Origin of the sequence: Micromonospora sp. NPDC049230 (assembly GCF_040647875.1) — a bacterium.
In the GTDB taxonomy this organism is placed as follows: Bacteria; Actinomycetota; Actinomycetes; order Mycobacteriales; family Micromonosporaceae; genus Micromonospora.
In genome coordinates this window covers 1-13,808 of record NZ_JBEZCZ010000045.1, presented here as the reverse complement: position 1 = coordinate 13,808, position 13,808 = coordinate 1, and the positions used below count along the sequence as shown (strand labels likewise).

At 71.2% G+C, this 13,808-nt stretch carries 9 protein-coding genes and 1 pseudogene; 4 read left to right on the top strand and 6 right to left on the bottom strand.

Annotated elements, in window-relative coordinates:
- Positions 1 to 4 precede the first annotated feature (4 nt).
- Complete coding sequence (gene nrdR / locus AB0A95_RS28750) at positions 5 to 505, bottom strand: transcriptional regulator NrdR (RefSeq protein WP_357558869.1); 501 nt, start codon at positions 503 to 505, stop codon at positions 5 to 7.
- Between the two features lie 540 nt (positions 506 to 1,045).
- Here nrdR and lexA point away from each other — a divergent pair.
- Entirely contained in the window at positions 1,046 to 1,831 is a 786-nt protein-coding gene (lexA, locus tag AB0A95_RS28745) for a transcriptional repressor LexA (protein ID WP_355064023.1), read from the top strand.
- Positions 1,832 to 1,897: 66 nt separating this feature from the next.
- Here the strand turns inward: lexA and AB0A95_RS28740 are convergent, their stop codons facing one another.
- A complete protein-coding gene (locus tag AB0A95_RS28740) occupies positions 1,898 to 3,661 on the bottom strand; it encodes a hypothetical protein (protein WP_357558868.1) in 1,764 nt (587 codons plus the stop codon).
- A 50-nt stretch (positions 3,662 to 3,711) separates the two neighbouring features.
- Complete coding sequence (hflX, locus tag AB0A95_RS28735) at positions 3,712 to 5,166, bottom strand: GTPase HflX (RefSeq protein WP_357558867.1); 1,455 nt, start codon at positions 5,164 to 5,166, stop codon at positions 3,712 to 3,714.
- A 183-nt stretch (positions 5,167 to 5,349) separates the two neighbouring features.
- Here hflX and AB0A95_RS28730 point away from each other — a divergent pair, with 183 nt between their 5' ends.
- Complete coding sequence (locus tag AB0A95_RS28730; protein ID WP_357070375.1) at positions 5,350 to 6,816, top strand: NAD-dependent malic enzyme; 1,467 nt, start codon at positions 5,350 to 5,352, stop codon at positions 6,814 to 6,816.
- 146 nt (positions 6,817 to 6,962) lie between these two features.
- Here AB0A95_RS28730 and dapF read toward each other — a convergent pair.
- The 3 genes and pseudogenes from dapF to AB0A95_RS28715 all read right to left on the bottom strand — a co-directional run.
- Positions 6,963 to 7,787, bottom strand: a pseudogene (gene dapF, locus AB0A95_RS28725) (diaminopimelate epimerase); the annotation flags it as partial.
- 7 nt (positions 7,788 to 7,794) lie between these two features.
- A complete protein-coding gene (gene miaA, locus AB0A95_RS28720) occupies positions 7,795 to 8,754 on the bottom strand; it encodes a tRNA (adenosine(37)-N6)-dimethylallyltransferase MiaA (RefSeq protein WP_357558866.1) in 960 nt (319 codons plus the stop codon).
- Positions 8,751 to 9,566 carry a hypothetical protein gene (locus tag AB0A95_RS28715; protein ID WP_357558865.1) on the bottom strand — a complete coding sequence of 272 codons (816 nt, stop codon included), beginning with the start codon at positions 9,564 to 9,566 and terminating at the stop codon, positions 8,751 to 8,753. The genes miaA and AB0A95_RS28715 overlap by 4 nt, the downstream gene beginning before the upstream one ends.
- A gap of 150 nt (positions 9,567 to 9,716) precedes the next feature.
- Here AB0A95_RS28715 and AB0A95_RS28710 point away from each other — a divergent pair, with 150 nt between their 5' ends.
- Both AB0A95_RS28710 and AB0A95_RS28705 read left to right on the top strand, forming a co-directional pair.
- On the top strand, positions 9,717 to 10,925 hold the full coding sequence (locus tag AB0A95_RS28710) for a DUF349 domain-containing protein (RefSeq protein WP_357558864.1): 1,209 nt from the start codon (positions 9,717 to 9,719) through the stop codon (positions 10,923 to 10,925).
- A gap of 1,190 nt (positions 10,926 to 12,115) precedes the next feature.
- Positions 12,116 to 13,714 carry a cellulase family glycosylhydrolase gene (locus AB0A95_RS28705; RefSeq protein WP_357558863.1) on the top strand — a complete coding sequence of 533 codons (1,599 nt, stop codon included), beginning with the start codon at positions 12,116 to 12,118 and terminating at the stop codon, positions 13,712 to 13,714.
- Positions 13,715 to 13,808 lie beyond the last annotated feature (94 nt).

The following is a 13,808-nucleotide window of genomic DNA, read 5'->3' as shown; positions in this document are numbered from 1 at the left end:
AGATTCAGTTGGTCGGGCCGGCGGCCTCGACCGCGTCGGTCCGACCCTGCCCCCGGGCGCGCGCCGCGCCCCGCAACGTCTCGATCTCGCGCTCGAAGTCGGCGAGCGAGTCGAAGGAGCGGTAGACGCTGGCGAACCGCAGGTAGGCGATCTCGTCCAGGTCGCGCAGCGGGCCCAGGATCGCCAGGCCCACGTCGTGGCTGGGGATCTCGGCGGCCCCCTTGGCCCGGACCGTCTCCTCCACCCGCTGCGCGAGCAGCGCGAGGGAGTCGTCGTCCACCGGCCGGCCCTGGCACGCCTTGCGCACCCCGCCGATGATCTTCGTACGACTGAACGGCTCGGTCACCCCGCTGCGCTTGACGACCGCGAGGACCGCCTCCTCGACGGTGGTGAACCGCTTGCCGCACTCCGGGCAGGACCGCCGCCGTCGGATGAGCTGGCCGTCGTCGGCCTCCCGCGAGTCGACCACCCGGGAGTCAGCGTGCCGGCAGTACGGACACCGCATCGCGGACCTCCTAAATCGTGATCAACCACGTCGTACCGGACGCACCCGAGCATGAGCCACCACGACGGTGCCCTGCGCTCAGGGTGCCCGCCGTGATCAACGTTACGAGAGTGCGGTCGGTAGTCGGACCCAACCTGTGGGCAACTTACGCCCGTGTCACTACTACATCTAGGGGTCGACCGTATGTCGCCGGGGAAGCCGGGTCAAGTTGGCGGGCGTGTCCGGCGCGTCACGGACCATCCGGCCATCCACACCCACGAGCGCGCCCGAAGACCCAACGCCGAGACCCCGCCCGGGTTACCGACCCGGGAGGTCAGAACAGGTCGGAAAACGGTCGACCATCGAACACCAGTGCCATCCGACGTACCATTTATCAGAACATCCGTACGACCGGAGCGGTTTTTCACCCCGACACGCCGGTGAGAGGTCGTACAGATGTTTGAAAATGACCGATCTCACCTATACGGTCATGAACAACGTGGCACCACCGCACGCACCACGAGCCGACGAGGCACCCAGCGCCGACCAGGGAGGACGGACGTGACCGAGGACCGGGCCAGCCGGCCGAAGAGCCCGCAGCAGATCACCGAGGCGGGCCCCCCGGCCACCCGACGCCGCAGCGCCGCGCGCAGCCGGACGGGTCAACCCGCAGTGCGCCCGGTCACCCCGGTCGTCAGCGCCTTCCCCGACCCGGCGACTGTCGACCTGACCGCCCGCCAGCGCCGCATCCTGGAGTTCATCCGCACCTGGGTGGATCGGCACGGCTACCCGCCGAGTGTGCGGGAGATCGGCGAGGCGGTCGGCCTGGTGTCGCCGTCCAGCGTCGCCTACCAGCTCAAGGAGCTGGAAAAGAAGGGCTTCCTGCGCCGCGACCCCAATCGGCCGCGCGCGGTGGACGTCCGCGCCCCCAGCGAGGCCATCGACGACGAGCTGTCCCGGGCACAGCGACCGACCCCGGCGTACGTGCCGATGCTCGGTCGGATCGCCGCCGGTGGGCCGATCCTCGCCGAGCAGGCCGTGGAGGACATCTTCCCGCTCCCCCGCGAGCTGGTGGGCGAGGGCGAGGTCTTCATGCTCCAGGTCAAGGGCGACTCGATGCTCGACGCGGCGATCTGCGACGGCGACTGGGTGGTCGTCCGGCAGCAGCCGACCGCCGACTCGGGCGAGATCGTGGCCGCCATGCTCGACGGCGAGGCGACGGTCAAGACCTACCGGCGGCGCGACGGGCACGTCTGGCTGATGCCGCAGAACCCGGCCTTCGACCCGATCCCCGGCGACGACGCCACCATCATGGGCCGCGTCGTGGCGGTGCTGCGCCGCATCTGACCGCTCGGTGGGTGAGTGCCCACTGGCGCTCACCCACGCCGGTAGGCAGGGGCGGCTGGGCGCTCGTCAGTAACGGTCGCCCCGAGGGCCGCGACCGCCCCCGGGATGCTGCCCGTACGGGTCGACGGGCCCATCGTCGTCACGACGACGGCCAGGCCGCTGACCCCGGTAACCGGGCTCCTGCCCACCACGTCGCGGTGGCTCCGCACGACCGGTGCCGGGTCCGCCGCCGTCCCCGCCGTACACGCCGCTGCCCGGACGACCGCCCCCGCCCTGCGGACGACCACCGGCACCCTGCGGACGACCGCCACCAGCCACCGGGGGACGACCTCCGCCACTCGCCGGGGGACGGCCGCCACCAGCCACCGGGGGACGACCTCCACCACTCGCCGGAGGACGACCGCCGCCGTACGCGCCGGCTCCGCCGCCGTCCGGCCGTGCCGCACCGTAGCCGCCGCCGGCCACCGCCGGTCGGCCACCGCCATACACGGCACCACCACCCGCCGGAGCCGGGCCGCCGCGATCCACGCCACCGCGAGCCGGGCCACCGCGACCCGCGCCACCGCCGTAGGCGGCACCACCCGCCGGCGTGCCGCCACCGTAGACGCCCCCGCCCTTACGGTCACCGCCGGTTGGGGCACCACCACCGGCACGGCCTGCGCGCGGGCCGAACGACTCGCCAGCCGGCTCCGACGTCGCGTCGGCGGCCGGCGGCCGGCGACGGGCCCGGACGATGCCGAAGATGCCGGCGGCAACCAGCAGCAGGCCGATCACCCCGACCGCGCCGACCAGGTAGGTGATGTCGTCGAAGTCCAGCCCAGCGGTCCAGGATTTCGAGGCCGCCTGCTTGGCGTCACCCGCCCCCGCGGCCAGTGGCACAGTGGTCGAGGTGGACGGCGTGTAGCTGAGGATGTCCAGCGGCTCGTCGTCGGTGAACCGGAACGCGTCCGAGACGGTCAGGAAGGCCTTGCCGTCCGAGGTGTAGCTGATGGCCTCGCCGAAGGGGTCGGACAGCGCCGTCACCCGCGGCTTGCCGGTCGTGAGCGCACCGACGATGTCGCCACCGGTCACGTCGTACTCGAACGCGTCGGCGTAGGTGCGCACGACCACCCGGGAGCCGTCCGGTGAACGGGCCGCGCCGGTGATGGCGATCCGGCCGAACGTGTTGAGCGGGTTCTCCGTCTGCGTCTTCGGCAGCGTGATCTCGCCGGCCTTGCGCATCGGCACCGGCTCGGCGTCACCGTTGCGCAGCGCCGCCGTCGGCGCGTAGATCTCGGCCTTGCCGCTGGTGACCTTCGTGATGATCAGCGGTTTGCCGTCGTCGCCGATGAGCAACGCCTCGGCGTCGTGCGGCTTGCCCTCCGGGTAGGAGAGCCGGTGCAGCGTCGGCTGCCGCGCGCCGGTGACCGGCATCGACCAGAGCGCGACGCGCGTGCGGCGCTCCTTCGAGTCGGCGTTGTCACCGGTGTCGGCGATCCACAGGGTGTTGCCGTCCTTGGAGAGCGCGAGATCCTCGGTGTCGACCGGGCCCTGCCCCGAATAGCGCACCGGCTCCTTCGAGACCTTGCACTTGGTGTCGAGGAAGAAGATCCGCTCGCGTGCCGCGTCCTCGGTGCTGTCGTTGATGACGACGTAGCCACTCTTGGTGGCGACCAGACCGGACAGCTCCCGCAGCCGCTCGTCGGCGATCGTGCACCGCTTCTGGCCGGGAGTGGCGGCCTGCTGCTCGGACGACCCGGGGGCGGGAGCCGCCGCGGCGACTCCGGCGAGCGCCACGGTTGCCCCGAGCAGGCCGAGGGCAACCGTGACCGAGGAAACAACGCGGCGCATTCGGCCAGTGTCGCATGCCACGCGTTTCCGGCGGATAACACCGTAGCCGCTCAGGAGCGGCTGCCGGCCGCCTGACCCTGTCGCTCGACGGCGAACGGTGCCAGCTCCGCCGCGAGCTCCGCGGGGACGCGGAGATGCAGCAGGGTGCCCTCCGGCAGGTGCGCCGTGCTGAGCACCTCCCCCGTGCGATGCGCACGGGCGACCAGGTCACCGCGGTCGTACGGCAGCACGGCCCGAACCTCCACGGCCGGGCGCGGCAGCCGTTCCTCGATCGCCGCACGCAGCCCGTCGATGCCCCGCCCGGACTGCGCGGAGACGAAGATCGCGTCCGGCCAGAGCCGCTTGAGCCGCAGCAGCGTGTCCTCGTCGGCCGCGTCGGTCTTGTTGACCACCAACAACTCGGGAAGCCGCTCCGCGCTCACCTCGGCGAGCACCGCGTGCACCGCCCGGACCTGCTCCTCCGGATCCGGGTGGGTGCCGTCGACGACGTGCACCACCAGATCCGCCTCGGCGACCTCCTCAAGCGTCGAACGGAACGCCTCGACGATCTGGTGCGGCAGGTGCCTGACGAAACCGACGGTGTCGGAGAGGGTGTAGAGCCGCCCGTCCGAGGTGGTGGCCTTACGGGTGGTCGGGTCCAGTGTCGCGAACAGCGCGTTCTCCACCAGCACGCCGGCGTTGGTCAACCGGTTGAGCAGGCTGGACTTGCCGGCGTTGGTGTAGCCGGCGATGGCCACGGCGGGAACGGAGTTGCGGGTGCGTCGGGCGCGCTTGGTCACGCGTACCGTGCGCATGCTCTTGATCTCGCGGCGCAGCCGGGAGATGCGGTGGCGGATCCGCCGCCGGTCGGTCTCCAGCTTGGTCTCACCGGGACCACGCACACCCACACCGCCGCCCGCGCCGCCACCACGGCCGGAACCACCGGTCTGCCGGGAGAGCGTCTCACCCCAACCCCGCAGCCGAGGCAGCAGGTATTCGAGTTGGGCCAGCTCGACCTGGGCCTTACCTTCCTTGCTCTTGGCGTGCTGGGCGAAGATGTCGAGGATCAGCGCGGTGCGGTCGACGACCTTGACCTTGGTGCGCTGCTCCAGGTTGCGCAGCTGCGACGGGGACAACTCGCCGTCGCAGATGACAGTGTCGGCGCCGCTGGAGAGCACCACCGCGCCGAGGTCGTCGACCTTGCCGCGGCCGATGTACGTGGCCGGGTCGGGTCGGCTGCGGCGCTGGATCAGCCCTTCGAGCACCTGCGAGCCGGCGGTCTCGGCCAGCGCGGCAAGCTCGGCCAGCGAATTTTCCGCGTCGGCCACAGTGCCCTCGGTCCAGACGCCCACCAGGACGACCCGCTCCAGCCGCAGCTGGCGGTATTCCACCTCGGTGACGTCGGTGAGCTCGGTAGACAGGCCCGGGACGCGTCGGAGGGACTGTCGCTCCGACAGATCCATCTCGCCGGTGGTGACGTCGTCGAGCTCGTCCTCGACGGGGACGAAGCTCTCCTGGTCTCGCAAGCGGTTCTCCTGTCCGTTTTGATTAGTGGAACGTAATCCTGACATGACGCAACGCCGAACGCACCTGCTATATGCCCATGGTCAGGGTCGCCAAAAGTGGGGGCGAATGCTGGTCGGCCGCGACAACCCGGTAGAAATGCGGGCGGCGGCCGACCGGCCGCACAGCCGTGACGGAGGGATCCCGTGGCCATCACCCGACTGCCGAGCGCCGGATTTTCGATCACCATCCGGATCGCCGTAACCGCGGACGCGTCCTCGATCGGCCGGCTCACCACCTCCGTCGGCGAGGCCGGCGCGATCGTCACGGCGTTGGACGTGGTGGACTCCGACCCGACGAACGTGATCGTCGACCTGACCTGCGACACCGCCGACGCCGGCCACGCCGACCAGGTCGTCGACGCGCTGACCGCGCTGGACGGCGTGGACGTGCGGAAGGTGTCGGACCGGACATTCCTGCTGCACCTGGGCGGCAAGATCGAGGTGACGTCGAAGGTCGCGCTGCGTAACCGCGACGAGCTGTCCCGGGCGTACACCCCTGGTGTTGCCCGGGTCTGCATGGCCATCGCCGAGAACCCGGCGGACGCCCGGCGACTGACCATCAAGCGCAACACCGTCGCGGTGGTCAGCGACGGTTCGGCGGTGCTCGGCCTGGGCAACCTGGGCCCGGCCGCCTCGCTGCCGGTGATGGAGGGCAAGGCGGCACTGTTCAAGCGCTTCGGCGGGGTGGACGCCTGGCCGGTGGTGCTGGACACCCAGGACACCGACGAGATCGTGCAGATCGTGAAGGCGATCGCGCCGGCGTACGGTGGGATCAACCTGGAGGACATCGCCGCGCCGCGCTGCTTCGAGATCGAGGCCCGGCTGCGTGAGGCGCTGGACATCCCGGTCTTCCACGACGACCAGCACGGCACCGCGATCTGCGTGCTGGCCGCGCTGACCAACGCGTTGCGGGTGGTCGGCAAGCAGCTGGAGGACGTCCGGGTGGTCGTCTCCGGTGCCGGCGCGGCCGGAACCGCGATCATGAAGCTGCTGCTGCGCCAGGGCGTCGGCGACATCATCGCGTACGACCGGCAGGGCGCCCTGCACCGCGGGCTGACCGGGCTCAACTCGGCGTGGCAGTGGCTGGCGGACAACACCAACAAGGAGAACTACTCGGGCGACCTGCCGGGTGCGATCCGGGGCGCCGACGTGTTCATCGGGGTCAGCGCGCCGAACCTGCTCACCGGGGACGACATCGCCCAGATGGCCAAGGACTCGATCGTCTTCGCGCTGGCCAACCCGGATCCGGAGGTCGACCCGCGGGAGGCGCGCAAGCACGCCGCAGTGGTCGCCACCGGCCGCTCGGACCAGCCGAACCAGATCAACAACGTGCTCGCCTTCCCGGGGGTGTTCCGCGGGATGCTCGACGCGCACGCCGAGGAGTTCACCGAGGAGATGGCGATCGCGGCCGCCCGGGCCATCGCCGACGTGGTGGGTGAAGACAAGATCAACCCGACGGTGATCGTGCCGAGCGTCTTCGACTCCCGAGTCGCACCGGCCGTCGCCGCGGCCGTCCGCGCCGCCGCGCACAACCCGAGCCCCCTCCCGGCCGCCGACCCCGGCCCCGCCGACCTCCCGGAGATCGCAGCAAACGCCAGCGCCACCCCCTAACCCCCACCCACCCACCCCCACCCCCCGCTCCGTTGATCATGAGGTTATAGCCGCGACACGCCGGGGTGGCTGGCAATAACTTCATGATCAACGGGGTGGGGTGGGCCGGTGGGTGGGTGGGCGGGAACGGGGGGTTGGTCGGGGAGGTTGACTTCGCCGGTGGCTACTAGGACCGCGGGGCCGGACAGCCAGCAGGAGTCGGCGGTGACAGTGACCGTCAGGCGGCCACCGGGCACGTCCACGGCGACCACCCCGGTGTCCCGACCGGCGTCGCGCAGGGCCACAGCGCCCACCGCGCAGGCACCGGTGCCGCAGGACAGGGTCTCGGCGCTGCCACGCTCGTACACCCGCATCAGCGAGTGCGCGTCGGCGGCGTCGACCGGATCGCCCGCCACGATGAACTCCACGTTCACGCCGGCCGGGAACACCTCCGGGTCGAAGCCGGGCGCGACTGTCAGGTCCAGCGCGGACAGCGCCACGCCGGCCGGCAGGACACAGACCAGGTGCGGATTGCCAAGATCCACGGCGGTGCCGGCCAGGGTCAGTCCGCCCAGGGTGGCGGTCGACGTGTCGTACACCCGGGGTCGGCGCATCTCGACGGACACGGCGTCACCCTCGACCAGCGCGCGCACGACGCCAGCCCGGGTGGCCACCGGCAACGCCGCGCCGGCGGGCGTCGCCAACCCGGTGTCGAGCAGGTAACGCACGAAGACCCGGGCACCGTTGCCGCACATCTCGGCGAACGACCCGTCGGCGTTCCAGTAGTCCATGAACCACTCGGCCTCGCCGGCCAGCCCGGCGCCGTCCGGATGCTTGGCCGCGCGGACCACCCGCAGCACGCCGTCCGCGCCGATGCCCCGCCGCCTGTCGCAGAGCGCCGCGACCAGCTCCGGGGTCAGGTCGAGCTGACCGTCCGGGTCGGGAAGGAGGACGAAGTCGTTGCCGGTGCCGTGGCCCTTGGTGAACTCCACGCCCCCATTATCGCGACTCGGCCGGCACCAGACGCAGGGCGGCCCCGATCAGGTCCGGCGCGGCCGAGTCCAACCAGTGGATCCGTGGGTCGCGCCGGAACCAGGACCGCTGCCGGCGGACGAAACGCCTGGTGGCCCGGACCGTCTCGTCGTGCGCCAGCGCCTCGGTCAGCTCACCGGCGAGCATGCGCAGCACCTGCTGGTAGCCCAGCGCCCGGCTCGCCGTCCGGCCCTCGGGCAGCCCTCGACCGACCAGCTCCCGGGTCTCCGGCACCAGGCCGTCGGCCCACATCCGGTCGACCCGCAGCGCGATCCGCTCGTCCAGCAGCGCGGTGTCCAGGTCGACGCCGAGCTGCACGGCCGGGTAGTACGGAGTGGGTTGCGGCAGCGATGCGGTGAAGGGCGCGCCGGTGATCTCGATCACCTCCAGCGCCCGGACGATCCGTCGACCGTTGCCGGGCAGGATGCCCTGGGCGGCCACCGGGTCGGCGGCGCGCAGCCGCGCGTACAGCGGTGCCGGGCCGACCTCGGCCAACTCCCGTTCCAGCCGCTCGCGCAGCGCCGCGTCGGTGCCGGGGAACTCGAAGCGCTCCAGCACCGCCCGCACGTACAGCCCGGAGCCGCCGACCAGCAGTGGCACCCGCCCCCGGGACAGGATGTCGTCCACCGCCGCGCGGGCCAGCCGCTGGTACTCCGCGACACTCGCCGGCTCGGTGACCTCCCAGATGTCCAACAGGTGGTGCGGCACCCCCTCCCGCTCGGCGGGGGTCAGCTTGGCCGTGCCGATGTCCATGCCCCGGTAGAGCTGCATCGAGTCGGCGTTGACCACCTCACCGTCGAGCGCGTGCGCCAGAGCGATGCTCAGCGCCGACTTGCCCGCCGCGGTCGGGCCGACCACCGCGACGACAGTGCCCGCCGCGAGGCCCGTCACACCCGTCTCGCCCGGCACACCGGTCTCGCCAGTCACACCCGCTCCCAGGAGGCCACGAAGTAGGCGACGCCGTAGGGCGCCGCGTCGTGCAGCAACTCGCCGCGCCACCCACCACCGCTCGCGCGGGCCGCGCCGGCCAGCACCTGCCAGGGGGCGCGACCGGCGGCCTTCAGCTCCGCCGACAGCACCGGGTCCAGGTCGAGCAGGGCGTCCAGGTCCGCGTCGGCCAGCGCCGCGGCAACCCCCTGGTCGTACGGGAGGGCGCGCGCGTCGTCGTACCCGGGAGCCTTCTCGCCCCGGCAGGCCGAGCCGTCCCCGAGCACCAGCAACGCCACCCGGTCACCCGCGCCGCCGACGTCGTCCGCGAGCGCGGCCAGCTCGGCAGGGCCGGCGTCCGCGGCCACCTGCACGGCGGTCACCGACGTTCGCGGGCCGGGCGCGTCCTGCGCTCGCGGGCCGGGCGCGTCCTGCGCTCGGGCGTCGTGCCGGGCCAGCAGCCACGCGCCGATGGTCAGGCTCAGCGGCAGCACCGCACCCCGGTCGGGCTGGCCCCGGACCAGCGGCACGTCCAGGTCGACACCCCACGGCTGGAGCGAGCCGGTGGCCGGGGTGCGGATCAGGCCGGTGACCGGGCCGGTGCCGAGCAACACCACGGTGTCCGGGTCGACGGCCAGCAGTCGGCGTACGGCGGTGTCGCAGGCCGCCCGAAGGTCGTCCAACTCCGGGGCCGCGGAACCGGCCACATCGGGCACGAGCAGGGGCGGATGGGGGCAGACGGCAGCGGCGACCAGGGGCACCCATTCACCGTAGCGGGAATCGTCGGAGCGTCTCCGCGCCGATCCGGTCATTCGGCCCCTAGGACACCGTATGGTCACGGTCGGCGATAGGCGCTCGACGCGGACCGGGTCGGACCTGTGACAATGCCGGAAGTAACTTGGCTGCGCCGTGGCGGCGACGGGGGATCGATCCCTCGACGCCGGGAGAACGAGGATGGGCACATGAGCGACTGGACTGCCTTCGGACGGGTGGATGCGGACGGCACCGTGTACGTCAAGACCACCGAGGGCGAGCGGGTTGTCGGATCCTGGCAGGCGGGAGCACCGGAGGAGGGCCTGGCACACTTCGCGCGCCGCTTCGCCGACCTGGTAACCGAGGTGGACCTGACCGAGGCGCGTCTCAAGTCGGGTGCGGCCGACGCCGGACACTCGCTGAGCACGATCCGGCGGATCCGTACCACGCTGCCCGAGGCCAACGTGGTCGGCGACATCGACGCCCTGGCCGCTCGCCTGGACAAGCTGGCCACCTTCGCCGAGGAGAAGGCTGGCGAAGCGCGCGCCGCCCGGGACGCCGCTCGCGGCGAGGCCCTGGCACGCAAGACCGCACTTGTCGAGGAGGCCGAGAAACTCGCTGCCGAATCCACCGGATGGAAGACCGCCGGGGACCGCCTCAAGGAGATCCTCGACGAGTGGAAGACCATCCGTGGAGTCGACAAGAAGGCCGACGGTGAGCTGTGGAAGCGTTTCGCCGCCGCCCGGGACGGTTTCACCAGGCGTCGGGGCGCCCACTTCGCCTCCCTGGACTCCCAGCGCAAGCAGGCGCAGACGGTCAAGGAGGAGCTGGTCGCCGAGGCGGAGAAGCTCCAGGAATCCACCGACTGGGCCGCGACCGCCAACCAGCTCAAGGATCTGATGACCCAGTGGAAGGCCGCGCCGCGCGCTTCCAAGGAGGCCGAGCAGAAGCTCTGGGAACGTTTCCGGGGTGCGCAGGACGCCTTCTTCAGCCGACGCAGTGAGGTCTTCTCCGCCCGGGACAACGAGCAGCGCGGCAACCTGGAACGCAAGCAGGCCCTGCTCGCCGAGGCCGAGGCGTTGGACATCGACGCCGACCCGAAGGGCGCCCAGGCCAAGCTGCGGGAAATCCAGGCACAGTGGCACGAGGCCGGCCGGGTGCCCCGTGAGGCAGCCGCCGGGCTGGAGCGCCGGCTACGCGTCATCGACGACAAGGTCCGCGAGGTGATGGACTCCGCGTGGCGCCGCACCACCAAGGAGGACAACCCGCTGCTCGCCCAGATGCGGGCCCAGGTGGCCGAGGCCGAGGAGCGGCTGTCTAGGGCCCAGAGCGCCGGGGACGCCCGCCGGATCAAGGACGCCGAGCAGGCCCTCGCCGCCAAGCGGCAGTTCCTCCAGCTCGCCGAGCAGGCCGGCTGAGCTGACGACGTCCGAAGCCCCCGGTCCCGCTCGGGACCGGGGGCTTCCGCGTGTCCGCGCCCCCACGCCCCCCACGCGCCCGCGCCCGCGCCCGCGCCCGCGCCAAGATCTACGCAACTTCCCGGATGTTGCTGCCTCGAAGGCGGCGGGAGGGAGCAACATCCGGGAAGTTGCCTGGATCTTGACACGAATCTCGTGCTTGAGAGTCGAGACCGGGGTTGGGGGCGGCCGGCAGACGCCAAGATCATGCTCGATCGAGGATGTAGTGGCATCCGAGCGCCCGGAGACCACTACACCCATGTCGACATCCTTGCGTTTAGGTGGAACGGCTGTTCGTCAACCAGCGCTGCCTCACCGATCATGGAGTTGTGGTGGGCAACAGAACGCCCCTAAACCCCCAAAGTCGGCACCACAACTCCATGATCGCCAAGGCGGGGCCCACCCCACTCCGCGATCGTGCACGTCATGTCCCGGCTGACCCGCCGGCTACCGCCCTGACGCAACGATGTGGACATCCTGGATCGATCACGATCTTGGGTTAGATCGGTCGGCCCGTCCCGAACTCGTCGCCGCCCTGCTCCGGGTCCGTGCGCCACCGGCGCGGGTGTCCGGCTGCCCATTGCGTTGATCGACTCGGCTTCCTGAAACTCGGGGTGTCCGGGCCGCTTGGATGGGCCGGTTTTCTGAATGTCGAGTCGATCATGGGTTCGTCGGGCGTCGGAGGACTTTCGGCAACTACCGCCGAGCCCTCCGGCCCGCCGTATGGCGACCCGGACACCCCGAGCGCCACCCGGACGATTCGAGCGCCACCCGAACAGCCGAGCGCCACCCGAACGACCCGAGGGCCACCCGACGAGCACGGACAGCACGAGCACGGACAGCACGAGCACGGACAGCAAGAGCTACGGGGACCGGCGGGGTACGCGGGCGGGGCGGCGCGGGGCGCAGGTTGACGCATCGAGGCTGGCTGATCAGAATGAGCTACGGAGCCAGGTAGGGCCACCGGTACGAGGGCGACGAAGGCGGGACACCGCTGTCGAGGGTCACCGGTGCGCTTCCGCGAGTGACCACGTCCGCGTGACATGGGCCGTCGCGCACTGTCCGCGTACCCGAAAAGGGGCCGTGACGTGCGGACGGCCGCCCGCCGACGTCGTCATCGGACGACGTCGGACCTCCGAAGTGGAGCGTGAATGTTCCGTCCCAACGCTATCGGCGGTGCGCTGACCGCGCTCGCCACTGTCGCGGCTGGCGTGTTCTTCGCCGCCGCTGTCAGCAGCACCCCGGCCGTCGCCGCTGGCACCGGCACCGGGTACCTGCACACCAACGGCAACCAGATCGTGGACAGCACCGGTACCACTGTCCGGTTGACCGGCATCAACTGGTTCGGCATGGAGACCGACAACAGGACCTTCCACGGGCTGTGGTCGAACAACCCGTGGCGGGGGCAGCTCGACACGATGGCCCGGCTGGGCTACAACACGTTGCGGGTGCCGTACTCGAACGACGCGCTGAAGCCGGGCGCGACCGCCACCGGGATCAACGACTTCGTCAACCCGGACCTGATCGGGCTGTCGCCGTTGCAGATCCTGGACAAGGTGATCGACTATGCCGGCAGCAAGGGCATGCGGATCATCCTGGATCGGCACCGGCCGACGTCGGCCGGGCAGTCGCCGCTGTGGTACACGCCGACGGTCTCCGAGGCGACGTGGATCAACGACTGGAAAATGCTGGCCCAGCGGTACGCGGGCAACCCGACGGTGATCGGCGCGGACCTGCACAACGAGCCGCACGCCGAGGGCACCAACCCGGCGGCCACCGGCGCGTGCTGGGGTTGCGGCGACACGACGCGGGACTGGCGGCTCGCCGCCGAGCGGGCCGGCAACGCCATCCTCGGCGTCCAGCCCAACTGGTTGATCTTCGTCGAGGGGGTGAGCTGCCCGAGCGGTGGTCTCTCCAACGTCTGGGACAACGATCCGAGCAACGACGAGGACTGCGGCTGGTGGGGTGGCAACCTGTCGAAGGCCGGCCAGTTCCCGGTGCGGCTGAACGTGGCCAACCGGCTTGTCTACTCGCCGCACGAGTACGCCACCTCGGTCTACCGGCAGACCTGGTTCGACGCCCCGGACTACCCGGCGAACATGCCGGCCATCTGGGACAAGTACTTCGGGTACCTGTACAAGCAGAACATCGCGCCGATCATGATGGGTGAGTTCGGCAGCACCCTGGCCGACCCGAAGGACAAGGTGTGGCTGGAGAAGTTGATGGCGTACACCGGCACCGGGGTCACCGGGATGTCCTTCACCTACTGGTCGTGGAACCCGAACTCGGGTGACACCGGCGGCATCGCCCTGGACGACTGGACGAACGTCAACACCACCAAGCAGGCGATCCTCCAGCCGTACCTGATCGCCCCGTCCGGCGGCGGACCCACCGGCGGACCGACGACCGGCGGGCCCACCGGTGGGCCGACCACCCCGCCCCCGGGTGCCTGCACGGTCACCTACCGGCAGGTCAACGCCTGGCAGGGTGGTTTCCAGGGCGAGGTGACGGTGAAGAACACCGGTACGGCCGCGGTGAACCCGTGGTCGGTCACCTGGAGTTGGCCGTCCGGGGTGACGCTGGGCAGTGGCTGGAACGCCACAGTCACGCAGTCCGGCACGACTGTCACCGCGGCCGCTCCGAGCCACGCCCCGTCCCTGTCGGCGGGCGGGTCGGTCACCGTGGGCTTCACGGCCAACGGCACGGCCAGCACCCCCGCGACGGTGAAGCTCAACGGCGTCAGCTGCTGAGTGTCTCGGAGGTGCTGGCCGGCCTCCGACGCACGACCCGGGACGGGCGGTGGGGGGGGGGCCGCCACGGCCCGGCCCGGCCGTTTGAAACAGA